Below are 25,943 nucleotides of genomic sequence, written 5' to 3'. Positions count from 1 at the left end.
CCAGATCAACAACTACAAAACAGCAGTTCAGGCCCCATTTCGCCTACTTGTGCCAGAACTTGACGCCGCTCCACGTCACCGTGATCGGGCCCGCGCCGCTCGAGGTCCGGTAGCTGCCGAACTTGTCGTAGTAGCTGCCGCTCGGGCTCGAGATCGTCTGCTTCAGCGAGCCGTTCAGGTACACCTTGTGCGAGCTGCCCACCTGGTTGATCGTGTTGACCTTCACCGACGTGCCGACGGTCGCGCCGCTGCCCAGCGTCGCCCCGCCCTCCACGGCGTACATCCGGCCGCCCTTCTCGACCGCCAGCAGGAAGTACGGCCCGGAGTCCGAGCCGTCCCGGAAGGTCTGCTTGAGACTGATCCGGGTGCCGGTCATGCTGGTGATCTTGAAGGAGCCCTCGAACTGGTGGGTGCCGCCCGTGTAGGTGTCGTAACGGCGTTCCGCCCGCTGCTCACCGCTGCTGCTGGAGCAGGTGAGCTTGAAGGTGAGCCCGGACGTCGAGCCGCAGCCGACGTTCTGGGTCTTGTAGCCCGGCGAGTCCGAGGTCCACGTACCGCCTCCGACCTGGGCTTCCGCCGTCGGGGCGAGCACCGCCAGCCCCGCCGCGACCGTCACGAGCACTCCCGCACCGCGAAGTCTGCGCACCGTCCAACCTCCTGTGTGACGAGAGGCGGCGGTGACCGGTCACAGGTTCAGACCTTTGCCCGGCTGAGGAAGACTGTACGAGCCCGGGCGGCCCGCGGACAAGACCCACTTCCACCCGGAAGGGTGCGTCGGAAGTTTTCGGGCGCGGCTTGTCGAATCCGGCGTCCGCCGTTCGACACACTGGCAGAAGCAAGATCGGAACCCCGAGGAGCACCGCATGCGCACCCTGATCTCCACCTCGTTCGTCTCGCTCGACGGCGTCGTCGAAGGACCCGGCGGCGAGCCCGGCTACCGCAACTCGGGCTGGACCTTCAAGGACGTCGAGTTCGACCCCGCCGCCTACGAGATCAAGGGCAGTGAGCAGGAGGAAGCCACCGCCCTGCTGCTGGGCCGGGTCAGCTACCAGGCGTTCGCGCCGGTGTGGCCGGGGATGACCGTCGAGTTCGCCGGCTACAACGCGATGCCGAAGTACGTCGTGTCGACCACGCTGCAGGAGTCCGACCTGGTGACGAACTGGGGCGAGACCACCATCCTCCGCTCGCTGGCCGACGTCGCCGCGCTCAAGGAGACCGAGGGCGGGCCGATCATCGTCAACGGCAGCGCCGCGCTGAACCAGGCGCTGGCCGACGCCGGCCTGATCGACCGCTACCACCTGCTGGTGTTCCCGGTCCTGCTCGGCGCGGGCAAGCGGCTGTTCAGCGGGACCGACAAGGACAAGCAGAACCTCAAGCTGGTCAGCAGCGAGGCCTACGGCAACGGCGTCCAGAAGCTCGTCTACGACGTCGCGCACTGAGATTCACTAGAACAGGTGTTCGATCTTGGTGTAAGGTGAGGTCATGAACCCGGGTCTCCAGTCTTCGCTGTTCGGCACCCAGGGCTCGATTTCGCTGCGCCCGCTCGCCCCGGAGCGGACCGACCTCGGGGCGGGCGCGTGGGTGGACATCCAGCCCGGCTGGCTCGAGGGTGCTGACGAGCTCTTCGCCGCGCTCGTCGAAGGCGTGCCGTGGCAGGCCGAAAAGCGCAAGATGTACGACCGGGTCGTCGCCGTGCCGCGGCTGCTGAGCTACTACCGCGAGAACGTGCCGCTCCCCCACCCCGCGCTCACCGCGGCGCGGGACGCGCTGAGCAAGCACTACCTGCGCGAGCTGCGCGAGCCGTTCCGCACGTCGGGCTTGTGTTACTACCGCGACGGCCGGGACAGCGTGGCCTGGCACGGCGACCGCATCGGCCGCGGCGCCCGCGAGGACACGATGATCGCGATCCTCTCGGTCGGCGCGGCCCGCACCCTGGCACTACGCCCACGCGGAGGCGGCGGCAAGACCCTGGCACGCCCACTGGGCCACGGCGACCTCCTGGTGATGGGCGGCAGCTGCCAGCGCACGTGGGAGCACTCGATCCCGAAGACGGCCAAGCCGGTCGGGCCGCGGATCAGCGTGCAGTTCCGGCCGCGCGGGGTGAACTGAGGGTCCTGTCGGCCTCACTGCCACCCTCCCGGGGGAGGCCGCCGGGGGGGTCGCAACGCGCGCCTCGCTCGGCTGAGCGAGCCCGATGCAGGACTGATGCTCTTACGGAGGCGAGGTTTTCCGGGCCGCGGATACCGCCGCGTGGTGTCGCGCGATCCGCATCCACGCCTCAGCGGCGGCCTGAGCGCGTGCCGTGGCCTGGGTCGCCCCACACGGTCTCGCCCGACTCACAACCACGTCTCCGCAGCGGCTTGGTCGCGTGCCATGGCCTGGTCGCTTCGCACGGTGTCGCGCGACTCGCCTCCGCGACAACCTGTGCGTGTGCCATGGCCTCGACCACCCGACCCCGAGGCGCTCGCCGACAGCCGGCGGCGGCTCGGTTCGGCACGATGCGGGTGTCGATCCGCCGTGGACCGTAACGAGCCCGGCCGGCTCGGAGACTGCCCGGGCGAGCGCTCCGGAGCGTCGAGGGAGGGTGACCGTGCCGCACATTCACTACGGGACCACGCCCAGGTCCGGCTACATGGAGGTCAAGTGCACCAGGGAGGAGACGGCGAAGATCGCCGATGCCACGGCCAAGGTCGGTGACTGGATCTGGATCTTCTCTCCGGTCCTGGGCCCCTGGCCGATCACCGTCATCCGCGGGTCGGCGGCGCTGCTCGGCTGGAAAGCCCGGCGCTGCCTCGAACACGGCAACTGCCTGGCCTTCACCTTCGCCGGCTTGGTCGCCATCCCGTTCGAGTACGACCCGGACGTACCCGACACCCGCCCCACCGAGGGCAACTGGACCTGACGGCGGCGACCATCCGAGCCCCCGGCGGCCGGCACGATCCACAAAGGACGGGCGGGCAGGGGCTCAGTCCACCAGGACCGGGAGTTCGTCCAGCCCGTACACAATGGACACCTTGCGGAACGCCAGCTCCTCGGCCGGCACGGCCAGGCGCAGGTTCGGGAACCGGCGCACCAGGGCGGGGTACGCCGTGCGCAGCTCCATCCGGGCCAGCTCGGCGCCGATGCAGCGGTGGATGCCGTAGCTGAACGCCAAGTGCGATGTCGGCTCGCGGGTGGCGTCGAACTTCTCCATGTCCGGGCCCAGCTTCGGGTCGCGGTCCGCGACCGACAGCGACACCAGCACGATGTCGCCCTCGGCTATGTGGACGCCGCCGATCTCCATGTCCTGCTTGGCGAACCGTGGGAACGCCATCTGGACGACCGTCAGGTAGCGCAGCAGCTCCTCGACGAAACGGTGCACGGACTCGTCGTCGCCACGGACGGCGTCGAACGCCTTCTCGTCGCGCAGCAGCACCAGCGCGCCCAGGGCGAGCATGCTCGCCGTGGTCTCCAGGCCGCCGGTGAGCACGCCGTCGGCGAGCCCGGCCAGCTCGCGGTCGGAGATCTCGTCGCCGTGTTCCTTGATCAGCATGCCGAGCAGGCCGTCGCCCGGCTCTTCGCGCTGCTTCTTCACGATGTCGAGCAGGTAGGTCAGCGACTCCGTCATCGCGCCGAGCGACGCGCTGGCGCCGCCGAACAGGTCGAAACGGGCGGTGCTGAGCCGCTGGAAGTCCTCGCGGTCCTCGTAGGACACGCCGAGCAGCTCGCAGATGGTGAGCGACGGGATCGGCAGCGCGAACGCCTGCCACAGATCGACCGGGCCGTCGGTGGCGGCCATCGCGTCGAGCTGCTCGGCGACGATCTCGTCGATGCGCGGGGTCAGCCTGCTCAGCCGGCGCATGGTGAACTCGGGCGTGAGCAGCTTGCGCAGCCGGGTGTGCACCGGCGGGTCCGCGAACCCGAGGCCGCCCGGGTTCTGGTCCTCGGTCACCCCGGCGCTGCCCACCAGGTTGGTGAAGTCGCTGGAGAACCCGGTCACCTTGCCGAGGACGGCCTTCGCCTCGTCGTACCCCGTGACCAGCCAGGCGTTCATCCCGAACGGCAGGTCGAGCTTGCTGATCGGGGCCTCGGCCCGGGTCGCGGCCAGCTCGGCGACCGGGTCGAGACCCTCGCGCTTGAGCGGCAGCAGCGCCGAATCCGGCAGGAAGGACGACATCTTCTCGAGGTCGAAGCCCTTTTTCGACTGCCGCGCGAGGTAGCGTCGGCCGACCCAGCCCAGGACCCGTGAGCGGAGACTCCCCATGTCTCCGACAGTACCCCACTAGCCCGATCGGGTGAGCGGCAGCGAGACGGGGTTCACCTTCGCGGCGGTAGCTCCCGGTTTTCGGTGATCCGTCCGTGTTGGCTGGCGATGTAGTGCAGGTACGGCCGGCCCGCGTCGTCGGCTCCCGTGTAGAGCGTCTTGGACTGCCCGTCCGCCTCGGTGTTGACGCCGTTCGTGCGCGCCAGCACGCCGGACGCGGACAGCCACTCCCGCGACGCCCGCACCGGGCGCCACGACCGGCCGTCGCCGGTCAGGTCGCCGAGGATCTTGGTCATCTCGGCGGCGCCGGAGATCCGCAGGTTCTGGTCGTCGGTGATGTTCGCGGTGGCGTCGGTGGTCAGCGGGTAGGACCAGGTGTGCCGGTCCGCAGTCCGCACCCGGCCGTCCACAGTGGACGTCGAGGTCTGCTGGCCCGCGTCGGCCTGGACGACGTGCTGGGTGAAGCCGCCGCCGGTGACGTCGTCGCTGTTGCGGTAGTCGCGGGTGCGCTCGACGCGGGTGTAAACGCGCCCCGCCGACGTGTCGACGTAGCCCGCGGTGACGTCGCGGCGCTTCGCGGTGACCGTCGCGTTGACGCCGCCGGCGATGTCCTTCACCGTCGTCTGCCGGACCGGCGCCGCCGCGACGTCGTCCTGGGTGAGCGCGCCGGACGTCCGCGCGGCGTGGTCGTCGGTGTAGAGCAGCAAGGTGGGCACGACCGTCCATTCGCCGCCGATGTCCGGCACGGTGAACGACAGGTCGTGCGCGCCGCCGTCGACGAGCCTGCCCACGAACGGCGTGACGTCGTAGGTCTCGGCGTGCAGGCTGAACGTGTCGATCGCCACGATCGGCCGCCACAGCTGCGGGACGATGCCGCCGGAGTAGATGTGCGGGAAGGTGAACGCCGAGCCGGCGGCCGTCCCGTCGATCGCGAAGTTCGCCTCGCGGTAGGGCCCGTGGCCGCACATCCCCGCCGCCGGGTACTTCGCCGAGACCTCGTCGGGGACGTCGTCGAACCACTGCTCGTCGCAGGCGTGGCCTTCGAGCGTCACCTCGAGCTGCGCGCGGGTGATGTTGCGCGGCAGGTCCTTCGCGGTGAAGTGGACGGTCGGCGCCGCGGGGGTCGCGTCGGCGTGGCCCATCCCGGCGACGTGGTCGGCGACGTCGGGCGCCGGGTGCTTCCGGTCGGCGCGGTAGTAGGTGAGCGTGACGGTCTGGGCGTAGACGCCGGTGTAGACGTCGGAGGTGAAGTTCTCGATGCCGCCACGGAAGGGCTGCGGGGTGCGCAGCAGCGCGGCGTACGGCGTGAGGTCCTTGTCGAAGTGGTAGGTGATCGGGCGGTTGCCCTCGCCGCTGGGTTCTTCGGTGGTCCCCCACCAGACCTCGGCGTCGCCGATCTTCAGGTCGCCGATCCGGTCGTACTGCCGCCCGCTGACGGTGACGGTCTGGTCCATCACGACCTTCGCCCACGGCCCGGCGCACGCCTTCGGCGGCGTGAGCGTTCCTTGGTAGAACTGCGAGGTGCCGTCGGCGGCGTTGGAGCGGAAGGCGTCGGCGAGCGTGACGGTGCAGTGCTGCGTGTCCGGCCGCGTCACCGCGGGCGCCGCCGGCACGGGATCGTCGGTGTCGTGCTCGAGGACGGGATCGGCCGAGGCGACCCCCGACATCCCGGTCATCAGCACCAGCGACAGGACGATCGTGAAGATCCGCACCCGGACTCCTCCCAGTGGCAGGAACGCGAGACGAATCCTAGTACCGCGATCATGCGACGAACGGTGGGAAATGACCGGGGTGAGACATTCGCTGAAACGTTTCATCCGCGTGCTAGGCTGACCCTTTCTCAGCGAGGGGGTTCGGTGGTCGGCATCAAGGACGTCGCCAAGCAGGCCGGCGTCTCGATCGGCACGGTGTCCAATGTGGTCAACCGGCCGCACGTGGTCGCGACCGCCACCCGCAACCGGGTGCTCTCGGTCATCGAAGAGCTCGGGTACGTCCGCGACGAGTCCGCGCGGCAGCTGCGCGCCGGCAGCAGCCGGATCATGGGGCTGCTGGTGCTGGACCTCGGGAACCCGTTCTTCGTCGACGTCGCCCGCGGGGCCGAGCAGGCCGCGCACGCCGAAGGCCTCAACATCATCACCTGCAACAGCGGGCAGCGCTCCGACCTCGAAGCGTCGTACCTGGCGATGTTCGCCGAGCAGCGGGTCCGCGGGGTGCTGCTGAGCCCGGTCGGGGCGACGAGCGAGGCGCTGCACGCGTTCCGGCGCAGTGGCACGCCGTACGTCTTCGTCGACCGCAAGGCCCCGACGTCCGAAGCGAGTTCGGTGGCGGTGGACGACATCGCCGGCGGCGCGCTCGGCGCCCGGCACCTGCTGGAGACCGGCCACGAGCGGATCGCGTTCGTCAACGGCCCGGCCATCCTCGCCCAGTGCCGCGACCGCGAGCAGGGTGTTCACTCGGTGCTGGGGAGTTCGGCGGCGGAGCTGACGGTGCTGGAGGGGCTCGGCCTGGACGTCGCATCGGGGCGCGACGCGGGTTCCCGGCTGCTCGGCATGAGTCCCCGGCCGACGGCGGTGTTCTGCGCCAACGACCTGCTCGCGCTGGGCGTGCTGCAGGCGATGGTGGGCGCGGGCGTGCGCGTCCCGGAGGAGATGGCGATCGTCGGCTACGACGACATCGAGTTCGCCGGCGCGGCGGCGGTCCCGCTGACGTCGGTCCGGCAGCCGGCGCAACGCCTCGGGCGCACCGCGGCGGAGCTGCTGCTGGCCGAGACGGCGGACACGAAGACGGAACGGCAGGCCGTGGTGTTCACCCCGGAGCTGGTCGTCCGCGAGTCGACCCGCGTGCGCCGCTGACCTACCCGGCGACGACGGCAACGATCGTCGTCCCGGGCGCGAAGCCGCCACGGCGGATCCGCTCCAAGAGGCCGTACACCATCTTCGCTTCGTAGACCCAGTTGAGCCGAAGGCCGTGCCGGGCCTCGAAACCGTCGATGAACGCGTCGAGGTCCGGCGCGCGACGCGCGAAGCCGCCGAACGCGAAGTCCGCGTCGATCGACCAGTCCCCGCGACGGCCGCCGTAGGTCTCGGTCTGCAGGCGCGTGACGTCGGCGTCGAGGAAGCCGCCTTTCAGCGCGGAGAAGCCGAGGGCGCGCTGCCCGGGTGCGAGGGCGGCGGCGATCCCGGCCAGCGTCGTGCCGGTGCCGCACGAGCAGGCGACGACGTCGAACGGGACGTCGATCTCGGCGACCAGCTCCGCGCAGCCGCGCACGCCCGCCGGGTTCGCGCCGCCTTCCGGGATGAGGAAGAACTCGCCCCACCGGCGGCGCAAGGCGGGCAGTGCCTCGGTCTTCGCGCGGTACGCCGTGCGGTCGAGGTAGGTCAGCGCCATGCCGTGGGCGACGGCCGCGGCCAGGACGTCGTTGAGTGGCCGGTGCTCCTCACCACGCACGACGCCGATCGTCTCGAAGCCGAAGTGGTGCCCGGCGGCGGCCGTGGCGAGCAGGTGGTTGGAGTAGGCGCCGCCGAACGTCAGCAGCCTCTTCGCGCCGGCCGCGTCGCGGAGGTTGTGCTTGAGCTTGCGCCACTTGTTGCCGGGCAGCTCGGGGTGGATCAGGTCGTCGCGCTTGAGGAAGACGCGCACGCCGAGGCCGGGTTCCCGCAGCTCGACCAGCGGCGATGGCACCCGGAGCTGATCCACGGTGATCAGCCTAGGCACTACCGGAGCAAGTCACGCTCGCGGTCTTCGCGCCCAGGCGGCCCCTGACGGCACGGGCGGCCCGCCCGAGTACAACCCCGGTACGAGGGCGACCCGCCCGCACCGTCAGGAACCACCTGGATCACGAAGCCCATCGAGCAGACTCACTCCGGCAGCGCCTAGAGCGTAAATCGCTTGGGTCGGGCGCGATCGTTAGGCAAGGTAACGATCATGACCAGCAGATGGGTGCGGCTGCAGGCCGTCGCGGTGTCCGGTTCGGCCTGTGAGGGACTGTTGCTGGCGGCGCTGCCCCTGCTGGCCGTGTCGATCACCACCGATCCGCGCGAGGTGTCGCTGGTCAACGTCTTCGGGCAGGCGCCGTGGCTGCTGTTGTCGCTGTTCGCCGGGGTGCTCATCGACCGCGTCCGGCGGACCACCGTGCTCGCCTGGGCGTACGCCGTGCAGGTCGGGACCGCGCTGGTGCTGGGCGCGATCACCACGGCCGGGGCGCTGACGCTGCCCGCGCTGCTCGTCATCGCGTTCGTCATCACCTCCGCGCAGGTGCTCGGCGACGGCGCGAGCGGCGCGCTCGTGCCCGAACTGGTCGCGCCCGACCGGCTGGCCCACGCCAACGCGCGGCTGACGGTGATCGACCGGGGCGTGGTGCAGTTCATCGTGCCGCCGGCGACCGGGTTCCTGATCGCCGTCGGCACCGGGGCGCCCGCGTGGCTGGCCGCCGCGTTCGCGCTGGTCGCGCTGGTACTGGCGCGACGGATCCCGTCCGAGTCGATCGTCGCCGCGCGGACGCACCCGCTGCGTGACCTCTCGGCCGGGCTCACCCACCTGGTCCGGACGCCGCTGCTGCGGTCGATCACGATCAACGTCGCGCTGGGCTCGTTCGCCGCGAGTGCCAGCAGCTCCATGCTGGTGCTGTACGCGACGCAGATCCTGCACGTCGGCTCGGTCGGGTACGGGCTGCTGCTGGCGTGTCTCGCGGTCGGCTGGGTGCTGTCGTCGTTCGTGGTGCAGCGGATCGTCGACCGGCTCGGCTACTCGTGGTCGATGCGGCTCGCGCAGGGCCTGGGCGCGGTGTCGCCGCTGCTGCTGGCCGTGCTGCCGCCGTGGCCGCCGCTGATCGGGGCGGTGCTGGTGTTCATGACCTCGACGGTGCTGGTCTGGAACGTCTGTTCGCAGTCGAGCCGCCAGCGTTTCACGCCGGCCCCGCTGCTGGGCCGGGTGCTGACGAGCCACCGCGCGCTGGCCTGGGGCCTGACGCCGCTGGGCGCGTTGACCGGCGGTCTGGTCGCGGCCCACTGGAGCCTGCGCGGGGTGTGGGTGATGGTCGCGGCGATCCAGGCGATGAGCGCGGTCCTCGTGTGGTTCCAGCTGTCGCCGGAGGCCTTCCGCCGCACCGAAGAACTCGCGGCGGCGGCGGCCTGAGAACGACGGCGCTCAGCGCTTGTCACAGTCCAGCGCGGCCACGCACACCCGGACCGCCTCCGCGGCGTCGTAGGTGACGGCGGGATCCTCACCCCGGGGCTCGACGATCTCGAACCGGCCGCCGCCGGCCGGGCGCACCCACGGGCCGGGCGACCGGGACCACGCTGTGGTCGGCTGGAACGACATCGTGTCCACCGACTTGACCGGGTACATCCGCCGCAACCTCGGCTCCCGCATCGCCGCCTCGACGAACCCGCCCAGGCCGTCCTGGTCGTGCGCGCGGTACAGCTGCCACTTGAGTTCGATCGGGTCACCGCTCTCGTACGCGTCGGCGACGGCGACGAAGTCGGCGAACGGCCACGCGGCGGCCAGCTCACGCGCGGTGGCGCCAGAGAGCCAGACCGCGGTGGCGCCGGTGACCTCCGCCAGTCGGGTCGTGGACAGCCGGCTCAGGTCCTGCCCCCGAACCTGGTGCCGGACGCGAAACAACCGCCGGTAGGCGACTGGGATGACGTGGACGGCGCGGTCACCCTTGCTCACCTTTGCCGTGAAGCCGCCGAAGGCTCCCGGAGCGTCGCTCATCTCGATGTCGCAGCCGGGACACGCGGCCCGCAGCACGGCCTCGAGGCCACCGGCATCGGCGAGTTCCTGAAACGGTGCTTCCCCCATGTCACCCAAGGTACCCACGGCACCCCGACGGAGGCGACGAGTGATACCGGGTGGCGTGCCGGGTCGGGGCACCGGCACGCCACCCGGTCGTTACTGATCCCCCAGGGCCAGGGCGATCGCGCCCAGCAGTGCCGCGTCCTGGTCGAAACGCGCCGCCACCAGTTCCGGGGGGAACGGGACCGCGTGCGCCAAGCGGGACGCCAGTGCCGGCAGCAGCACGTCCGCCGAGCGGACCAGGCCCCCGCCCACCGCGATGCGCTGGGGGTCCAGGGCCAGCGCGAGGTTCGCCACGTGCATCGACAGCTCGTCGAGCGCCGCGGTCACCAGTTCCTTGGCCTCGGCGTTCTCCTTGGCGAGGGCGAACAGCTCGCCCGCGGTGACCGGGCGGCCGAGCAGACTGCTCGCCCGGCCGCCCAGCCCACGCCCACCGACGGCTTCCTCCAGCGGCGCCGCTCCGCTGGCGAAACCCTCGGTGTCCTGCGGTGAGAGCAAGTTGTACCCGATCTCACCCGCAGCTCCGTTGGCGCCGGTCAGCAACCGGCCGCCGACCAGTACCGCCGCGGCGATACCGGTGCCCAGCGAGAGGAACACGGCCGGATCGGTCCCGGCCAGCGCGCCCCACCGCCATTCCGCGAGTGCCGCCGCCTTCGCGTCGGTCCCGACCGAGATCGGCACGTCCGGGAACTCCGCCGCCACCAGCTCCGCCAGGTGCAGCTGCTCCCAGCCCGGCACGTTCGGCGCGAGCAGGATCCGATCCGGCAGCACGATCCCCGGACTGACGACGCCGATCGCGGCGGGCACTGCGCCCGCCTCGGTCAGGAGCGAACGAGCCCCGGCGAGCGCCCGCACGACCACCTGGTCGGCTCCCGCCTGCGCGTCGGTGTCCAGCCGGCAGGTGGCCAGCAGGTTCCCGTCGTCGTCGGCGAGCCCCAGCGCCACTTTCGTGCCGCCGAAGTCGATCCCGAGAATCCGGTTGTCACTCACTCCCTGGTCCCCTCGATCTGCGGCGGCACCGCCGCGTCCCCGTGGTGGCCGTGCCCGCCGGCCGCCCCCACCACGATCCGGCCGGTGTTGAACCCGTCGACGCTGATCACCGGCGCGGCGCCACGCAGGTCCGACGCCTTGTAGGTGACGGTCAGCGTCTGCGACTGGCCCGGCCACAGCGTGATGTCGTTGTCGTCCCAGGTCGCGGCCGCGAGCTGGTTGTCACCGCCCGCCTCGTGCCCGTCCGGCGTGCCGCGGCGGACGTCGGCCCGCAGGAAGAAGCCGACCGCCGGGGTCTTCGACGTGTTGGTGACGGTGACCGTGGTGACGGTGTCGTCGCCGTCCGGCCCGCGTCCCGGCTTCGTCGAGGCGACGGCGCTGACCTGCGACTTCGGCAGGTCCTGCAGCGCCTGCAGGTTGCTGTACTGCGACAGCGTGGCCTGCGGGTTGCCGAGCGTCTTGCCCCAGTCGACGACGTCCTTCTGCGTGGAGAGCCAGTAGACGTTCCGGTCGACGACCTTCCCGCCCTGCTTCACCTGCAGCTCGACGAAATACACCTTCGCGGGAGCCGGCGCCTTCGTCTCGGCGGGCACCTTCGGCTTGAGGACGCCGGTCTTGACGCCCTGCGAACCCAGCGAGAGCCCGGACGCCGTCTGGTCGTCCAGCACCTTGCCCGCGGTGTCCAGCACGCGGGCCTGCACCGAAAGGCCGTTCTGCGTACCGGCGCCCAGGTTGTCCAGGGTGACGGACCCGTTGTCGTAGCCGTAGATCGCGTGCAGCGGCTTGTTGGCCTTCTTGGCGCCGAAGAACGCGCCGGCCTGGTCGCCGTCGTCGTTGTAGAGCGACCACAGCAGCGTCGGCCAGCCCTTGTTCAGCTGCCAGTAGACGACGCCCGTCGCCGGGTTGTTCTTGTCCGTCGAGTGGTGCAGGAAGGACTCGAACTGCGAGCGGGCGTTCTCGTAGTTCGCGATGTTCGCGAGGTCCACATAGGACTTGAGCGAGTTCCACTTGCCGTACCGCTGGGTGATCGACTGGTCCAGCGTGTACAGCGTGCCGAACGCGTAACCGCCGTGGTCGGGCTCGAAGTTGGCGTGGTACTGGTTGTACGCCGGGTCCTGCCACAGCTTCGCCTGCTCGGTCGGCGAGAGGAACCGCTTGATCGAGTCGAGCGTCGGCACGGTGTGCCCGGCGCTCTGCTCGCTCGCGAAGCCCCACGAGCCGCCCGCGTTGGTCCGCGAGGAGTCGTCCGCGTCGAAGTGCGACGTGTCGTACCAGTAGGACGGCGGGACCCAGTCGTACGGGCCCTCCTTCTCCCCCGAGTTGCCCAGCGTCGGTGTGCTCTTGTACTCCGCCGAGGCGATCACCGGCACCTGGAAGTCGGCTTCCTTGAACGCCTTGAGCGTCTCGCTCTCCTGGCGCGGCACCGGCTCGTTGTCGCTCCAGCCGTAGTTGAAGACGCTCGGGTGGCTCCGCTCCATCTGCCCGATGGTGTAGGCCGAGTCGTGCATGATCCGGTAGTCGCGCTCGGTCAGCGTCGAGGCGTCCTCGGGCTGCCAGGCGTCACAGCAGATGAACCCGCCGATCACGAGCAGCCCGGCGCGGTCGGCCTGGTCGTAGAAGTCCTGCGGCATGTCGTGGCCCTCGAGCCGGACGCCGGACAGGCCCATGTTCTTGATCAGCGCGATCTGGTGGGCGGTGTCGGCCTTGTCGTAGCGCAGGAACAGGTCCGGCGCGAAGCCGCCGCCGCGGAACACGAAGTCCTTGCCGTTGACGGAGAACTGGCGCGCGCCCTCGGGCAGCGGCACCGACTTCCCGACCAGCCGCGAGGTCACCGTGCGGATGCCGAAGGTGCTCTTCGACGACGTCGACAGCGTCCCGTTCTGCGAGACCGCGGTGGTCAGCGTGTACAGCGGCTGGTCGCCCATCGAGTAGGGCCACCACACGCGCAGCTTGCTGATCTTCACCGGCGCGAACGTCACGGTCCGCTTGGTGTTCGCCGGGATCGTCGCGCGCTGCTTGACGACGATCGGCGCGCCCGAGGGCGGGGTGATCGTCGCGGCGACGTCCCCGGTCTGCGCGGTCGCCGCGTTGTTGGTGACGTCGACCTTCACCGTCAGCGAGGAGCTGGACAGGTCGGCCGCGTTGTCCTGCACGACGTGGGCGTTGTCGCCGGTGAGCGCGTCGGACACCTGCAGGGTCGGCGGGAACTGGATGCCGGTGTTGTTGTCCGGCGGGATCTGGCCCCAGTCGACCTGGTCGAGGGTGTACATCTTCGACGGGTCGTTCGGGTAGACCTTGATCGCCAGGGTGTTCTTGCCCGGCTTCACCAGCTTCGAGACGTCGAAGGTGTGCCCGGCGTACGCGCCGCTCACGATGTCCTTCGACGCCACCAGCTTGCCGTTCACCCAGACGTCGCCCTCGCCGACGATGCCCGGGATGGTCAGCTTCGCGCTCTGGCCGGCGTGGAAGTCCGGGGTGAAGTCGGTGCGGTACCACCACGGGTCGGAGAACGGCTTGGTGACGACGGGGCCGACCGAGGTGACGTACCCGAAGCACTTGCGCATGTTGTCCGAGACGAACACGTCCGGGCACTTGCCGTTCTGCACCAGCGCGTTGATCTCGGTGCCGGGCGCGCCGGCGTCGTCGGGCTTCACCGGCAGCCAGCCGCGGGTGGCGTACCCGGGCGTGGAGACCTTGTCCCCGCCGTCCTTGACGCTCGCGGTGGTCAGCACCTGCCAGCCCTGCGCGCCGAGCGTGCTCAAGCCGTGCGGCCTGGACGTTTCCTGCTGAGCGGGTTCTTGAGCGGAGGCCGGCGCGGCCACGCTCAGCACCCCGGGCACCAGGAGCAACGCCGTGACGGCGGCGATCCTGGCCTTGGGCGACTTCGTCATGCGTGAGCCCCTTCGGTGTCGGCGAACGCTTCCTTGATCTCCTTGGGCCCGAACGGCCACGTCTTCTCGGTCTTCGCGTAGATCAGGTAGGCGATCCCGCCGAGGACGAGCCAGCCCACCGACAGCCCGATCGAGAGCCAGGTCGCGGAGATGTAGATGTAGACCCAGCCGACGAGCGCGAGGATCGTCGGGAACGGGTAGAGCCACTGGCGGTACGGCCGCTTGAGGTCCGGCTGCCGGCGGCGCAGCACGACGATCGCGGCGACCTGGGCCAGCGACTGGATGATCACCAGGGTCGCGACCGCCGCGTTGATCACGTCGGTCAGGGTGAACAGCGAGCCGACGATCGTGATGGCGCCCATCGTGAGCACGCCCGCGGTCGGCAGGTTGAGCTTCGGGTGCAGCTTGGCGAAGACCGACAGGAACACCTTGTCGCGCGCGGCTTCGAACGGCACGCGCGAGCCGCCGAGCAGGCCGGCGAACACCGAGCCGACGGCCGCGATCACGATGAAGACGGTCACGATCTTCGCCGTGGTGGTGCCCCAGGCCTGTTCGAGCACGGTGGAGGCGACCGACGTCGCGTTCTTCAGCTCCTCCAGCGGGATCGAGCCGAGCACGCCGACCTGGAGCAGGAAGTACAGGGCCATGATGCCCACGATCGAGAAGATGATCGACCGCGGGAGCGTCCGGCCCGGCGTGCGGACCTCGCCGCCGAGGTAGGCGCTGGTGTTGTAGCCGAGGTAGTCGTAGATCGCGATGATCAGGCCGGCGCCGAGGCCGCCCCAGAACGTGCCGTCGCCGGCGGAGCTGAACGCGCCCGGCGTGAACGCGAACGCCTGCGAAGCGCTGAAGTGCGTCGCGGCCGCGACGATCGTGGTGAGCACCGCGATCAGCATGACCACGAACAACACCGTGGTCAGCTTGCCGATCTGGCCGATCTTGCGGAACAGCGCCAGCACGATGAGCAGCGTGACGCCGATGCCGATGATCTTGCCCAGCGCGGTGACCCCGCCGTCGTCGGTGACGCCCGGGATCAGGTAGCCGAGGTACTGGACCAGCCCGATGATGCCGGTCGACATGATCAGCGGGATGAACAGCACCGCGCTCCAGACGAACAGGAACGGCATCAGCCGCCCGGTGCGGTACTGGAACGCTTCGCGCAGGTAGATGTAGGTGCCACCGGCGCCCGGCATCGAAGCGCCGAGTTCGGCCCAGATGAGCCCGTCGGCCAGTGCGACGATCGCCCCGATGACCCAGCCGAACATCGCCTGCGGGCCGCCCATCGTCGCGACCATGGCGGGGATCGTGACGAACGGGCCGATACCGCACATCTGGGTCATGTTGATCGCGGTGGCCTGCAGCGGGCCGATCTTGCGTTCGAGGGCGGGCTGCGGGGAAACCGCGGCCCCGGAGTCCCCTGAACGAGTGGGTGAACTCACGACGTGCCTCCGTCCGATAGTTAGTAAAGTTTCTTAACATAAAACGTGCGGGGTCGAAAGAGGTCCGTGGGTAAACTTGCGGCAACGCAGACAGGAGATGGGGACTTGGTGGGCCAAAACGGGCCGCAGGTGGGGACTCCGGCCAGCATGCGGGCGCTGAACCAGCGTCTTGTGCTGGAAAGGCTTCGCGCGCACGGGGAAGCGACGCGACCGCAGATCGCGGCCGACACCGGGCTGTCGAAACCGACCGTGGGGCAAGCCCTGCTCGACCTCGAACAACACGGCCTGGTCCGGGCGACGGGGCGCAGCCTGGCCGGCCCCGGGCGGGCGGCCGTCGTCTACCAGGCCGCGCCGGACGCGGGCCACGTCGTCGGCGTCGACATCGGGCGGCGCGTCATCCGCGTCGCCGTCGCGGACCTCGACGGCAGCATCGTCGCGCGGCTCGACGAGCCCAACCGGTGCCGCTCGGCGAGCGCCCTGGTGCGCACGGTGAGCGAAGCCGTCGAACGCGCCGTCGCGTCGGCCGGGCTGGACCCGCACGAGGTCGTCTCGACCGTCGTCGGCACCCCCGGCGTCCCGGACCCGGCCACCGGGACGGTGCACCGCGCGCCCAACCTGCCGGGCTGGGAGCGGCGCGGGCTGCTGCACGAGCTCGTCGCCGGGCTGGCCGGGGCGGGCTCGGACGTCGTCGTCGAGAACGACGCGAACCTGTGCGCGGTCGGCGAGCACGCGCTCGGGGCCGCGCTCGGCGTCGACGTGCTGGTGTGCCTGACCGTCGGCACCGGCATCGGGATGGGGCTGCTGGTGGACGGCAAGCTGTTCCGCGGCGCGAACGGCGCGGCGGGCGAAATCGCCGACCTGCCGTTCGGTCCGCTGCCCACCGGCGCCGACGCCGGCCGTCCCGGCCCGGTGGAGTCCGCGGCGGCGGGCCAGGCCGTGGTCGACGCGGCCCACGAGCACGGGCTCACGAAGGCGCGGTCGGCGAAGGACGTCTTCCGGCTGGCCCGCGCGGGCGACGAGCGCGCCGTGCGGGTGGTCGAGGACGAGGCGGAGAAGCTCGCGTACGTGGTTTCGGCGGTGACGGCGGTGCTGGACCCGCGCCTGATCGTGCTGGGCGGCGGCATCGGCGGCAACGCCGACCTGCTCGCGGAACCGATGCGGCGGTCACTGGCCGCGACGATCCCGGTGGTCCCGGAGATCGTGGCCGGTCAGCTGGGCGAGGACGCGGTACTGGCGGGCGCGATCGCGACGGCGCTGGGCACGGCCCGGGACCTGGTGTTCGACCGGCGAGGCCTGCGGCGCGCGGCGGGCGAGGCCTAGGGTCGCACAGCCGGGCGTCCACTTCGGACCGGCGTCAGTCCGAGCGGCCGCGCAGGGTCAGCACCACGCGCAGCACGTGCTCGACCGCCGCCGGGAACGCGGCCCCGCGCAGCTCGCCGCGATCGGCCAGGTTCCGGGACGCGAACTCCAGCTCGCGCTCCGGGCCGCCGCGCCGCACCACGAGCGCGGCCAGCTCCTCGAGGTCGAGGTCCGGGTGGTCGAGGCGCGTCAAGGCGAACTCGACGATCAGCTCCTCCTGCGTCACGTCCGCCTCCTTCCGCTGGTTCCAGCGTACCCGCGCCGCGCGCCGCGGTAGGGCCATCCGGCCCGGAATGATCAGGCCGTCCGGCCGATCGCGGCGGCCGCCGCCGCGACGCAGACTCGATCATGCGCACGACCCCACTTGACCAGGCGAAACGACTCGCCCGGCACACCGAAGAACTCGTCCACCGGTCCCTGGCGACCCTCGGCGCCACGCAGTCGCAGCGCCGGATCGCGGCCGACGCCCAGGACTACTGGCACCAGCCCGCCGGCGACCGGTGGCGCGCGAACTCCCACTGGCGCGACGCCCCGGTCTTCCAGGAGAACGACCTCTGGTCGGCGATCGGCCGCGACCACCTGGAGCTGTTCGAACGCGGCGCCCGGATGACCGGCTTCACCCGGTCGTGGGACCGGATCGTCGACTGGGGCTGCGGTGGCGGCGCCAACGCCGTCGCGTTCGCCCCGCGTGCCGAGCACTACATCGGCGTCGACATCTCCGATGAGACGCTGAAGGAGTGCGAGCGCGAGGTCGCCGACGCGTGCGCGACGCCGTTCACGCCGGTCTCGATCGACGTCGACGAGCCGGAGGCGGCGCTGCGGCAGATCACCGAGCCGTGTGACGTCTTCCTGAGCTTCTACGTCTTCGAGCTGATCCCCACGCCCGAGTACGGCGAGCGCCTGCTGCGCATCGCGGCCCGGCTGCTCGCGCCCGGCGGCCTGGCGCTGATCCAGATCAAGTACGACCCGGGCAGCTGGCGGACCCGGCCGCGGCGGCGGAACTACCGCTCGGGGCTCGCGGAGATGACGACCTACCCGATCGCGGCGTTCTGGGAGCTCGCCGAGCGGTGCGGGCTCAAGCCCGAGACCGTCCAGCTGGTGCCGCACAACGCGCTCGACCGGCACTACGCGTACTTCTTCCTGTCCAAGCCCGGCGTGGTGTGACCGGTCTGACCTGGCTCACTGTACCGTCCAGCCGGTACAGTAACTGGCATGACCACGTACGCGCCCACCTCCGCACCGTTGAGCCACCGCCGCCGCTGGGCCGCGCTGAGCGTGCTGGTCGGCGCCGTGCTGCTGCTCGCCGTCGACGGCACGGTGCTCTACCTCGCCGTGCCGTCGCTGACCCGCGAGCTCTCCCCCAGCGCCACCGAGATCCTCTGGATCGGCGACGTCTACTCGCTCGCGCTGGCCGGCCTGCTCGTCACCGCGGGCAACCTCGCCGACCGGTTCGGCCGCAAGAAGGTGCTGCTCATCGGCACCGCGGCGTTCGGGGTGGCGTCCACGCTGGCCGCCTTCTCCCCCACTGCGGGCGTGCTCGTCGCGGCGCGGCTGCTGCTCGGGATCGCGGCGGCGACGATCATGCCGTCGACGCTGTCGATCATCCGCACCCTGTTCACCGACGCCCGCGAGCGCACCCGCGCCATCGCGATCTGGTCGGCGGGCTCCGGTGGTGGCATCGCGCTCGGCCCGCTCGTCGGCGGCGTGCTGCTGGAGCACTACTGGTGGGGCTCGGTGTTCCTGATCAACGTGCCGATCGTCGTCGTCTTCCTCATCGCCGGCGCGTGGCTGCTGCCGGAGTCGCGTGACCCGAACCCGGGCCGCTTCGACCTGCTCTCGGCCGCGTTGTCGATGGCCGCGATCGTGCCGCTGGTCTACGCGGTCAAGCACACCATCGGTTCCGGCGTCGACGCGCAGGTCGTGCTGACGGCCGTGATCGGGCTGGTCTCGGGCGTCCTGTTCGTGCGCCGCCAGCGCCGGGTGGCCGACCCGCTGATCGACGTGACGCTGTTCCGCAACGGCGCCTTCAGCGGCGCGGTGGTGGCGAACTTCGTCGCGGTCTTCGCGCTGATGGGCCTGCTGTTCTTCTTCTCGCAGTACCTGCAGCTGGTCCGCGGGTTCAGCCCGCTGCAGGCCGGGCTCGCGGAGATGCCCGCGACGCTGGCCTCGATCGTGGTCGTGGCCGCCGTCGGCGTGGTCGTCACGCGGCTCGGCCGGGGCCGCGCGGTCGCCGTCAGCCTGGCCGTCACGGCCGTGGGGCTGCTGCTGGTCGCCGTCACCGAGCAGGCGCCGCAGTACATCTGGCTGGGCCTGACGCTGGTGCCGGTCGGCCTCGGCGTCGGGCTGGCGCTGACGCTGACCGTGGACTCGGTGCTGTCGGCCGTCCCGCGGGACAAGGCGGGCTCGGCGTCGGCGATCTCCGAAACCGCGTACGAACTGGGTGCGGCGCTGGGCATCGCGCTCCTCGGCTCGCTCGTGACGCTCGTCTACCGCGGCCTGCTGCCGCCGGCGGTGGCGCCCGAGGTCCGGGAGTCGCTGGCGGCCGCGGTGACCGTGCTCGACCCGGCGTCGCCGGTGGCCGAGAGCGCCCGCCAGGCGTTCACCGGCGCCATGCAGGTGACGTCGGTCGCGGCGGCCGTCGTCACCGCCGTCGCCGCGCTGATCGCCTGGCGTACGATCCCGTCCGGAAAGGACTGACGATGCCTCGCAAAGCCGGGCGCAGCCCCGAGGAAACGCGCCGGGCCCTGCTCGACGCGGCCGGGAAGACGATCCGCGCCCGCGGGGTCTCCGCGTCGCTGGACGACATCGCCCGGCAGGCGGGGGTCTCGAAAGGCGGGCTGCTGTACCACTTCCCGGCCAAGGACGCCCTGGTGCGCGCGCTCGCCCAGGACCTCCTCGACGCGTTCCGGGCGGAGGTGTCCGCCGCGCTGGACCCGGCGGACACCGCGCCGGGCCGGCTGACCCGCGCGTACGTCCGGGCGTCGCTGGACACGTCCCAGGACGAGGTCGCGATCCGGGAGAACATCGCGCTGATCGCCCAGCTGATCTCGATGCCCGAGGTCGCCGAGCTGGCCCGCGCGGACGCCGAGCGGTGGGACGCGGACCTGCACGCGGACGGCCTGCCGCCCGACGTGGTGACGCTGGTCGTCGCGGCGGCGGACGGCGCGAGCACGGCGCCGCTGTGGGGCGTCGGCATCGACGTGCCCGCCGCCCGGCGGCTGGAACGGCAACTGCTGGACCTGACCCGCGAAGCGTGATCCTTCGTCCATACTGGACACATGAGCGAACCCGAGCCGGTCCCCGTCGCCTGGGTGCGACGGCGTCGCGAACCCGCCCCGGCCCGGCCGCGCCGGGCCGCCGGCTGGATCCTCGTCCCCGGGCTCGTGCTCGCCGTCGCCGTCGCGCTCGGGGCCGTCGCCGTGCAGCGGACCGAGAGCCGGTTGCGGGCGTCGGGCCAGGAAGCGCCGGCCACGGTCACGGCGGTCGTGCCGACGAAGTCCAGCTACAACGTCGACGTCCGGTTCACCACCGCGGACGGCCGGGAGATCACCGCCCGGCTCAAGGACTTCCCGCGCGACCCGGGCCTGGCGACGGGCGACCGGCTCCGCGTCGGCTACGACCCCGAACGCCCGGACGCCACGCTCTGGGACGTCCGGGACCCCCTGGCCTTCACCGGCGCCACGATCTTCCTGGCCGCCCTGTCGGCGGTACTGGCGGCGGCGTCGATCGTGACCTTCGCGCTCCTCCGCCGGCGGCGCGGCTAGCGAACCGCGAACACCATGCCGATGTCCGCGGCTTCCTGCACCGGGTCCTGCTCCGCGCTGACCGTGAAACCCTTGCCCGCGAACACCTCCCGGATCGTGTCCCGGTTGCGCCGCCAGCCTTCGACCTCCACCACCGCCTGCCGGACCAACGGCCAGTGCCGGTCCTCGATGCCGTGCAACACGTCCAGCTCCGCGCCCTCGACGTCCACCTTCAGCAGGTCGATGCGGTCGATGGCCTGCTCGTCCAGTACCGGCGACAGCGGCCGGACGCGGACCCGGTGCGTCTCCAGTTCCCGCATCACCCGGAGCTTGCGGCCGACGATTCCCCGCAGCACCGGCGCCGGGACGCGGCGGGCCGTGGCACCCAGGCCGCCCCGGCGGATCATCTCGACGATGCTGGCCGTGACGCGCTTGCGCTCGGCTTCGACGTTTCCCGCGTCCCGCAAGGAAGACGAGAAGATCGTCGCGGCCGGGAAGTAGCTGAAGTCCAGCTCGTCCTCCGCCGAGGACAACCCGAACGGCAGCGCGGTCAGCCGGCCGCCGAAGAACTCGCGGGCGTTGCGCTCCAGCGTCTCGTAGAGCGGCGGCAACGGCTCGAAGGCGAAGATCCGCACGTCGCCGTCCAGCCGCTCGTAGACGGCCGCCGAGAAGACGCCGACGTTCGCGCCGACGTCGAGGACCGTGGCGCCGGGTGCGAACTCGATGCCGTGGGCGAAGTAGCCGGCCACCTCTTCGCGCAGGAACGACACTTCCCACGGGTTGATGCTGTGCAGGGCGATCGCGTCCATCGTCATCCGCGAAGGATTACCAGTCCCGGGGGCCGGTGGTCCAGACCCGGACGTCGGGAACGGCCGGCCGCGGCTACGCCATCCGGGTGACGTGTCCGATTCCGCGTAACCAGGCCTTCGCTCCTGCGACCCGTTGGGGGAAGCTCCGGAGAGGGGTGCCATGAAACGTCTCGTGATCTGCTGCGACGGCACGTGGAACACACCGGACCAGACTTCCGGCGGAACGCCGTCCCCCACGAACGTCACGAAGCTGGCCCTGGCCGTCGCCGGCGAGTTCGACGGCGTCCCCCAGCGCCTGTACTACCACCGCGGTGTCGGGTCCTACGGCCGGGCGCGGCTGCGCGGCGGCGCGTTCGGGGTCGGCGTGGCCCACGACGTGCTCCGCGCGTACCGGTTCGTCGTGGAGAACTACGAGCCGGACGACGAGATCTTCCTGTTCGGCTTCAGCCGCGGCGCCTACACCGCGCGCAGCGTCGCCGGGCTGATCCGGAACGCCGGAGTGCTCAAGCCGGCCGCCGTCGAGCGGCTCGACGACGCGTACGCGTTGTACCGCGCGCGGTCGATCAAGCCGCGGGACATCGAGTCGGAGCTGTTCCGGCGGTCCTACAGCCACGAAGACACCCGGATCCGGTTCATCGGCGTCTGGGACACCGTGGGCGCGCTCGGGATCCCCACGATCGGGCCGAAGTTCCTGATGGACCGGATCAACCGGCGGTTCGCCTTCCACGACACCGAGCTGAGCAGCCGGGTCGACGTCGCGATGCACGCCGTCGCGATCGACGAGCGGCGCAAGGCCTTCCGGCCGGCCCTGTGGACGCGGCACGACGACGCCGGCGACCAGGTGGTCGAGCAGGTCTGGTTCTCCGGGGTGCACAGCGACGTCGGCGGCGGCTACCCGGACTCGTCCCTGGCCGACATCGCCCTCCGGTGGCTGGCGGGCCGCGCGGCGGAGCACGGCCTGGGCCTGCGGAACGGCGCGTTCACGACCGAAGCCGGGTGGGGCGTCGAGAACCTCCCCGCGGTGCACGCGAACCCCCTCGGCGAGATCCACGAGTCGCGCAAGGGGATCTACCGCCTGCAGCGGCCCCTGGCGCGGCTTCGCCTCGACCTCCGCGAAGCCGTCGCCATGTCCGTCGCGTCGAGCGCGGTCCGGCGGCGGCACGACGCCGGCGCCGCGTACTGCCCGCCCGGGTTCGACGAACTCGCCAAGGCAGTCCCCGAGACCGACGTCGGGTGATCAGCCGACGGCGACGCCGAGGTCGGCCTCGAATCCCGTGGGCACCAGCACGTCCGACCGGGTGAGGTCGTGCACGCTCCGCTTGCCCAGCGCCAGCAGCGTCGAGTCGATGCCGCCCCGCAGCACGTCGAGAACGTTCTCGACGCCCGCTTGCCCGTCCGCGGCCAGGCCCCACAGGTACGCGCGGCCGATCAGCACCGCGCGAGCGCCCAGAGCCAGGGCCTTCACGACGTCGCTGCCGCGGCGGATTCCGCCGTCCAGCAGGATTTCCACCCGGTCGCCGACCGCCTCGGCGATCGCCGGGAGCGCGCGGATAGTCGCCGGGGTGCCGTCGAGGTTGTTGCCGCCGTGGTTGGACACCGAGATCGCGCTGACGCCCGCGTCCACCGCGCGGCGGGCCTCGTCGACCCGGATGACGCCCTTGAGCAGGAACGGGCCGTCCCACTGCGAGCGCAGCCAGGCGACGTCCTCCCACGACGGCGGCGGCGTCTGCATCCACTGGCCGTACGCGCCGAAGAACGTCGGCGACGGCTCGCCCGGCTGGGCCATGTTCGGCACGCCGAGGTCCGGCAGCGCGCGGGTGCGCACGTAGTCGAGCAGCCACCGCGGGTGCGTCAGGCCTTCCGGCGCGAACCGCAGCAGTTCGCGGAAGGTGAGCCGTTCCGGGATGTGCGGGCTGCCCCAGTCGCGGCTGTGCGAGAACGACCAGTCCAGGGTCAGGATGATGCCGACGGCCCCGGCCGCGCGGGCGCGCTCGAGACGGCGCTGGATGTCCTCGCGGGTGCCGGTCCAGTAGACCTGGAAGTAGGTGTTCGGGTTGGCCGCGACAACCTCTTCGATCGGCTTGCTGCCGAACGAGCTGAGCCCGATGGACGTCCCCCGCGCGGCGGCGGCGCGGGCCACGGCCACTTCGCCGTCCGGGTGCACCGCCTGCACCCCGGTCGGGGAGATCAGCACCGGCAGCGCGACGTCGCGGCCGAGCACGTGCGTGCTCAGGTCGCGCTCGCCGTAGTGCCCGGCGGTGCGCGGCGCGAACCGCAGCTCGTCGAACGCGCCGAGGTTGTCGGCCAGCGTCAGGCCCCTTTCGGAACCGGCGATCAGGGCGGAGTAGACGGAACCGGGGAGACGCTTCTTCGCGCGTCGCTGGGCTTCGGCGACGGACTCGAACCAGGTCATCGTGTTCCCTTCGGGTCGATCTTCAGCGGGCGCCGCACGACGGCCGGGCGGACCGGCACCGTGGTGCGCTGCGCCAGGCAACCGGCCCAGACGCCGGCGCCGTACGCGATGTCGTCGGCGATCGCGGCCGCGGTGTAGCGGACGGGATCGAGCTCCGGCCGCCGCTGCGCCCACGCGGTCAGCGGGGGGCCCAGCAGCAGCGAAGCGACGGCGGCGCGGCGGCTCCAGCGCCGCCGCCCGCCGGGGACCAGCAGCGCGGCGAGGAGCGGGGCCGCGAACTGGGTGCCGTAGCGGCCACACCCGAGCCAGGTCTGCCGGACGGCGGTGGCCATCGCGCGCACGACCCCGGCGTCCGGGACGTCGTGGGTGCGCAGGAGCCGGACCATGCTGCCCACCGAGCCGCCGAACGCAAGCGCCGCGAGCGCCGGCCGGCGGGCCAGCAACGCGCCGACGGTCAGCGCGGGCCAGGGGTGCAAAGCCAAGGGCGCCAGCGCTTTCGGGTGCCGCAGCGCGAGCGGTGCGGCGGACGTGCCGTAGCGGGCCCGGCGGCCCAGCAGGTCGCGCCAGGTCTCCGGTTCGTGGTGGTCGACGGCGACGTCCGGGGCGTAGCGGACGCGGAAGCCGGCCTCGTGCAGGCGCCAGACGAGGTCGACGTCCTCGCCGACGCGCAGCGCCGGATCGAAGACCGCGCCGTCGACCGCGACCGACGTCAACGCACTACGCCGGACCACAAGCGCGGCGGTCGGCACGTACGACACGCGCGTGCCCGGCGCGACCCGCGCGGGCCGGTCGCCGAGGTCGAGGCTGCCCGCGGCGCGGGTGTAGCGGCCGGCCCAGCTGTCGGGCGCCAGCGCGCGGACGCGGGGTGCGACGGCGGCGAGCAGCGGGTCGGCGAAGTGGGTCGCGAGGCGGTCGGCCCAGCCGTCGGCCGGGACGCAGTCGCTGTCCAGGAAGGCGATCAGCTCGGTGCCGACGTGGTCCAGCGCGGTGTTGCGCGCGGCGCCCGGGCCGCCGTTGACGTCGCGGCGCACGAGCTTCGCGCCGTGCGCGGCGGCCACGGCCGCGACGGCGGCGGGGTCGTCCGAACCGTCGTCGACGACGAGCACGGGGTGCTTGTGGTCGAGCCCGGCCAGGCAGCGGCCGAGCAGCTCGGCGCGGTCGCGGACCGGGACGACGACGGTGACGTCCGCGGGTGCGTCAGGCTCCGGCGGCACGGGATGGGCGAGACCGGCGTCGGTGAGGCGGCGGGCGAGCGTGCCGGTGGCGGCGGAGGTGACCGGGCCGTCGCCGAGTTCTTGCCACGCTTTGCGTCCGGCCCCGGTCAGCCGCAGCACGCGGGCCGGGGAGCCGCCGAACCAGAGGCCGTCGGCGAGTTCGCGGGTGTCCGGGTCCAGCGTGATGCGAAAGCCGGGTGGCAAGGGCGTCATAGGGCCAGGCCTCCGTCCACCGGCACGACCGCGCCGGTCATCGCGCCGCTGTCCGGCCCGGCGAGGAACGCCAGCACGGCGGCGACTTCCGCCGGGTCGAGGAGCCGGCCGGCGGGCTGCTGATCGGCGAACGCGGCCGCCTCGGGCAGGTTGTAGAGCCGGGCGCTCTCGGCGAGGATCGGGGTGTCGGTCGAGCCGGGGCTGACGGCGTTGGCGGTGACGCCGGTGCGGCCCAGCTCGGCACCGAGCGCGCGGATCAGCCCGGCGACGCCGGCCTTCGCGGCGCAGTAGGCCGCGAGCATCGGCAGGCCGCGGGTCGCGGCGGCCGAGGCGACGGCGAGAAACCGGCCGTCCCGCGGTTCGAGCCGACGCAGCAACGCGGGCACGGCGGCCCGGGCGAGATGGACGACGCCGTTGAGGTTGACCTCGAGAACAGCCTTTTCCCGCGCCTCCGGGACTTCCCAGAGCGGCACTCCCCCGGCGATCACGCCCGCGGCGGCGATCGCGACGTCGAGCCCGCCCCAGCGACGTTCGGCCTCGGCCACGGCGGCGGCCAGGGCGCCGGGGTCGCGGACATCGGCGACGAAGGCCGCGGCGTTGTCCCCCGCCTTCGCGACGACGGCGGCCAGCTCGGCCGCGGTGCCCATCGGGTACGGAAGGGCCGGATCGTCGGCGGCGACGTCGACGGCGAGGACGGCGTAACCCTGCTCGGCCAGCCGAAGGACGGTCGCGGCGCCGATCCCGCGCGCCGCGCCGGTGACGAGGGCGATGCGCGGGGTCATGCCGCCACCACGCCTCGGGTCGGGTGTCCACAGGGGACACCGGCGCCGGGT

At 71.8% G+C, this 25,943-nt stretch carries 24 protein-coding genes; 11 read left to right on the top strand and 13 right to left on the bottom strand.

Translation table 11 applies throughout. From position 1 onward, the window contains the following. Positions 1-43: 43 nt before the first annotated feature. Entirely contained in the window at positions 44-646 is a 603-nt protein-coding gene (locus OG439_RS07175) for a hypothetical protein (protein ID WP_371827507.1), read from the bottom strand. 217 nt (positions 647-863) lie between these two features. Here OG439_RS07175 and OG439_RS07170 point away from each other — a divergent pair, with 217 nt between their 5' ends. From OG439_RS07170 to OG439_RS07160, 3 genes are all read left to right on the top strand, one after another. Further along, the gene (locus OG439_RS07170; RefSeq protein WP_247050492.1) at positions 864-1,439 is read left to right on the top strand and encodes a dihydrofolate reductase family protein; all 576 of its coding nucleotides are present in this window, start codon (positions 864-866) and stop codon (positions 1,437-1,439) included. Between the two features lie 43 nt (positions 1,440-1,482). Then, positions 1,483-2,109: an alpha-ketoglutarate-dependent dioxygenase AlkB gene (locus OG439_RS07165; protein ID WP_247050490.1), complete on the top strand. Its 627-nt coding sequence runs from the start codon at positions 1,483-1,485 to the stop codon at positions 2,107-2,109. A gap of 481 nt (positions 2,110-2,590) precedes the next feature. Further along, complete coding sequence (locus OG439_RS07160) at positions 2,591-2,902, top strand: hypothetical protein (protein WP_326948568.1); 312 nt, start codon at positions 2,591-2,593, stop codon at positions 2,900-2,902. A 63-nt stretch (positions 2,903-2,965) separates the two neighbouring features. Here the strand turns inward: OG439_RS07160 and OG439_RS07155 are convergent, their stop codons facing one another. Both OG439_RS07155 and OG439_RS07150 read right to left on the bottom strand, forming a co-directional pair. After that, complete coding sequence (locus OG439_RS07155) at positions 2,966-4,243, bottom strand: cytochrome P450 (protein WP_326948567.1); 1,278 nt, start codon at positions 4,241-4,243, stop codon at positions 2,966-2,968. A 53-nt stretch (positions 4,244-4,296) separates the two neighbouring features. Then, positions 4,297-5,955 carry a peptide-N4-asparagine amidase gene (locus OG439_RS07150; RefSeq protein WP_326948566.1) on the bottom strand — a complete coding sequence of 553 codons (1,659 nt, stop codon included), beginning with the start codon at positions 5,953-5,955 and terminating at the stop codon, positions 4,297-4,299. A gap of 144 nt (positions 5,956-6,099) precedes the next feature. On the opposite strand from OG439_RS07150, the gene OG439_RS07145 reads away from it, so the two are divergent. Then, positions 6,100-7,095, top strand: a complete 996-nt coding sequence (locus OG439_RS07145) for a LacI family DNA-binding transcriptional regulator (protein WP_326948565.1) — start codon at positions 6,100-6,102, stop codon at positions 7,093-7,095. Position 7,096: 1 nt separating this feature from the next. Here the strand turns inward: OG439_RS07145 and OG439_RS07140 are convergent, their stop codons facing one another. Further along, a complete protein-coding gene (locus OG439_RS07140) occupies positions 7,097-7,939 on the bottom strand; it encodes a 1-aminocyclopropane-1-carboxylate deaminase/D-cysteine desulfhydrase (RefSeq protein WP_326948564.1) in 843 nt (280 codons plus the stop codon). A gap of 228 nt (positions 7,940-8,167) precedes the next feature. On the opposite strand from OG439_RS07140, the gene OG439_RS07135 reads away from it, so the two are divergent. Beyond that, a complete protein-coding gene (locus tag OG439_RS07135; RefSeq protein ID WP_326948563.1) occupies positions 8,168-9,376 on the top strand; it encodes an MFS transporter in 1,209 nt (402 codons plus the stop codon). Between the two features lie 12 nt (positions 9,377-9,388). On the opposite strand, the gene OG439_RS07130 is transcribed toward OG439_RS07135, so the two are convergent. The 4 genes from OG439_RS07130 to OG439_RS07115 all read right to left on the bottom strand — a co-directional run bounded on the left by OG439_RS07130 (position 9,389) and on the right by OG439_RS07115 (position 15,359). Next, positions 9,389-10,045 (bottom strand): DUF6193 family natural product biosynthesis protein, encoded by a 657-nt coding sequence (locus OG439_RS07130; RefSeq protein WP_326948562.1) that lies wholly within the window; start codon positions 10,043-10,045, stop codon positions 9,389-9,391. A 90-nt stretch (positions 10,046-10,135) separates the two neighbouring features. Further along, the gene (locus OG439_RS07125) at positions 10,136-11,029 is read right to left on the bottom strand and encodes an ROK family protein (protein WP_326948561.1); all 894 of its coding nucleotides are present in this window, start codon (positions 11,027-11,029) and stop codon (positions 10,136-10,138) included. Continuing rightward, positions 11,026-13,920, bottom strand: a complete 2,895-nt coding sequence (locus tag OG439_RS07120; RefSeq protein ID WP_326948560.1) for a glycosyl hydrolase 2 galactose-binding domain-containing protein — start codon at positions 13,918-13,920, stop codon at positions 11,026-11,028. Before OG439_RS07120 ends, OG439_RS07125 begins: the two co-directional genes overlap by 4 nt. Then, on the bottom strand, positions 13,917-15,359 hold the full coding sequence (locus OG439_RS07115) for an APC family permease (RefSeq protein WP_326948559.1): 1,443 nt from the start codon (positions 15,357-15,359) through the stop codon (positions 13,917-13,919). Before OG439_RS07115 ends, OG439_RS07120 begins: the two co-directional genes overlap by 4 nt. Before the next feature lie 147 nt (positions 15,360-15,506). Between OG439_RS07115 and OG439_RS07110 the strand changes: the two genes are divergently transcribed. Then, the gene (locus OG439_RS07110) at positions 15,507-16,679 is read left to right on the top strand and encodes an ROK family transcriptional regulator (protein ID WP_326948558.1); all 1,173 of its coding nucleotides are present in this window, start codon (positions 15,507-15,509) and stop codon (positions 16,677-16,679) included. A 34-nt stretch (positions 16,680-16,713) separates the two neighbouring features. Here the strand turns inward: OG439_RS07110 and OG439_RS07105 are convergent, their stop codons facing one another. Beyond that, a complete protein-coding gene (locus tag OG439_RS07105) occupies positions 16,714-16,944 on the bottom strand; it encodes a hypothetical protein (protein ID WP_247050471.1) in 231 nt (76 codons plus the stop codon). A gap of 122 nt (positions 16,945-17,066) precedes the next feature. Between OG439_RS07105 and OG439_RS07100 the strand changes: the two genes are divergently transcribed. Genes OG439_RS07100 through OG439_RS07085 form a run of 4 tightly spaced genes read left to right on the top strand, consistent with a single transcriptional unit; the run spans position 17,067 to position 20,482 of the window. After that, positions 17,067-17,882, top strand: a complete 816-nt coding sequence (locus OG439_RS07100) for a class I SAM-dependent methyltransferase (protein ID WP_326948557.1) — start codon at positions 17,067-17,069, stop codon at positions 17,880-17,882. 48 nt (positions 17,883-17,930) lie between these two features. After that, positions 17,931-19,415 (top strand): MFS transporter, encoded by a 1,485-nt coding sequence (locus tag OG439_RS07095; RefSeq protein ID WP_326948556.1) that lies wholly within the window; start codon positions 17,931-17,933, stop codon positions 19,413-19,415. Between the two features lie 2 nt (positions 19,416-19,417). Beyond that, the gene (locus OG439_RS07090) at positions 19,418-19,975 is read left to right on the top strand and encodes a TetR/AcrR family transcriptional regulator (protein WP_326948555.1); all 558 of its coding nucleotides are present in this window, start codon (positions 19,418-19,420) and stop codon (positions 19,973-19,975) included. A 21-nt stretch (positions 19,976-19,996) separates the two neighbouring features. Beyond that, complete coding sequence (locus tag OG439_RS07085; protein ID WP_326948554.1) at positions 19,997-20,482, top strand: DUF3592 domain-containing protein; 486 nt, start codon at positions 19,997-19,999, stop codon at positions 20,480-20,482. On the opposite strand, the gene OG439_RS07080 is transcribed toward OG439_RS07085, so the two are convergent. Further along, positions 20,479-21,276, bottom strand: coding sequence for an FkbM family methyltransferase (locus OG439_RS07080; protein WP_326948553.1), 798 nt, complete (start codon positions 21,274-21,276; stop codon positions 20,479-20,481). The two genes, OG439_RS07085 and OG439_RS07080, sit on opposite strands and share 4 nt — an antisense overlap. 154 nt (positions 21,277-21,430) lie before the next feature. Here OG439_RS07080 and OG439_RS07075 point away from each other — a divergent pair, with 154 nt between their 5' ends. Further along, entirely contained in the window at positions 21,431-22,507 is a 1,077-nt protein-coding gene (locus tag OG439_RS07075; protein ID WP_326948552.1) for a DUF2235 domain-containing protein, read from the top strand. On the opposite strand, the gene mftD is transcribed toward OG439_RS07075, so the two are convergent. Genes mftD through OG439_RS07060 form a run of 3 tightly spaced genes read right to left on the bottom strand, consistent with a single transcriptional unit; the run spans position 22,508 to position 25,892 of the window. Further along, on the bottom strand, positions 22,508-23,683 hold the full coding sequence (gene mftD, locus OG439_RS07070; RefSeq protein WP_326948551.1) for a pre-mycofactocin synthase MftD: 1,176 nt from the start codon (positions 23,681-23,683) through the stop codon (positions 22,508-22,510). Further along, entirely contained in the window at positions 23,680-25,110 is a 1,431-nt protein-coding gene (mftF, locus tag OG439_RS07065; protein ID WP_326948550.1) for a mycofactocin biosynthesis glycosyltransferase MftF, read from the bottom strand. The genes mftD and mftF overlap by 4 nt, the downstream gene beginning before the upstream one ends. Further along, positions 25,107-25,892, bottom strand: a complete 786-nt coding sequence (locus OG439_RS07060) for a mycofactocin-coupled SDR family oxidoreductase (protein WP_326948549.1) — start codon at positions 25,890-25,892, stop codon at positions 25,107-25,109. The genes mftF and OG439_RS07060 overlap by 4 nt, the downstream gene beginning before the upstream one ends. Positions 25,893-25,943: the final 51 nt, after the last annotated feature.

The sequence above is a fragment of the Amycolatopsis sp. NBC_01307 genome (genome assembly GCF_035975215.1).
Classification (GTDB): Bacteria; Actinomycetota; Actinomycetes; order Mycobacteriales; family Pseudonocardiaceae; genus Amycolatopsis.
This window is presented reverse-complemented; position numbering and strand designations above follow the sequence as displayed.

What these genes read in the sequence shown, in the direction of transcription:
- OG439_RS07060 (WP_326948549.1), bottom strand. Translation starts at nt 25,892, where the DNA reads ATGACCCCGCGCATCGCCCTCGTCACCGGCGCGGCGCGCGGGATCGGC.
- OG439_RS07075 (WP_326948552.1), top strand. Translation starts at nt 21,431, where the DNA reads ATGAAACGTCTCGTGATCTGCTGCGACGGCACGTGGAACACACCGGAC.
- OG439_RS07085 (WP_326948554.1), top strand. Translation starts at nt 19,997, where the DNA reads ATGAGCGAACCCGAGCCGGTCCCCGTCGCCTGGGTGCGACGGCGTCGC.
- mftD (WP_326948551.1), bottom strand. Translation starts at nt 23,683, where the DNA reads ATGACCTGGTTCGAGTCCGTCGCCGAAGCCCAGCGACGCGCGAAGAAG.
- OG439_RS07170 (WP_247050492.1), top strand. Translation starts at nt 864, where the DNA reads ATGCGCACCCTGATCTCCACCTCGTTCGTCTCGCTCGACGGCGTCGTC.
- mftF (WP_326948550.1), bottom strand. Translation starts at nt 25,110, where the DNA reads ATGACGCCCTTGCCACCCGGCTTTCGCATCACGCTGGACCCGGACACC.
- OG439_RS07080 (WP_326948553.1), bottom strand. Translation starts at nt 21,276, where the DNA reads ATGACGATGGACGCGATCGCCCTGCACAGCATCAACCCGTGGGAAGTG.
- OG439_RS07165 (WP_247050490.1), top strand. Translation starts at nt 1,483, where the DNA reads ATGAACCCGGGTCTCCAGTCTTCGCTGTTCGGCACCCAGGGCTCGATT.
- OG439_RS07130 (WP_326948562.1), bottom strand. Translation starts at nt 10,045, where the DNA reads ATGGGGGAAGCACCGTTTCAGGAACTCGCCGATGCCGGTGGCCTCGAG.
- OG439_RS07135 (WP_326948563.1), top strand. Translation starts at nt 8,168, where the DNA reads ATGACCAGCAGATGGGTGCGGCTGCAGGCCGTCGCGGTGTCCGGTTCG.
- OG439_RS07155 (WP_326948567.1), bottom strand. Translation starts at nt 4,243, where the DNA reads ATGGGGAGTCTCCGCTCACGGGTCCTGGGCTGGGTCGGCCGACGCTAC.
- OG439_RS07095 (WP_326948556.1), top strand. Translation starts at nt 17,931, where the DNA reads ATGACCACGTACGCGCCCACCTCCGCACCGTTGAGCCACCGCCGCCGC.
- OG439_RS07100 (WP_326948557.1), top strand. Translation starts at nt 17,067, where the DNA reads ATGCGCACGACCCCACTTGACCAGGCGAAACGACTCGCCCGGCACACC.
- OG439_RS07090 (WP_326948555.1), top strand. Translation starts at nt 19,418, where the DNA reads ATGCCTCGCAAAGCCGGGCGCAGCCCCGAGGAAACGCGCCGGGCCCTG.
- OG439_RS07120 (WP_326948560.1), bottom strand. Translation starts at nt 13,920, where the DNA reads ATGACGAAGTCGCCCAAGGCCAGGATCGCCGCCGTCACGGCGTTGCTC.
- OG439_RS07110 (WP_326948558.1), top strand. Translation starts at nt 15,507, where the DNA reads ATGCGGGCGCTGAACCAGCGTCTTGTGCTGGAAAGGCTTCGCGCGCAC.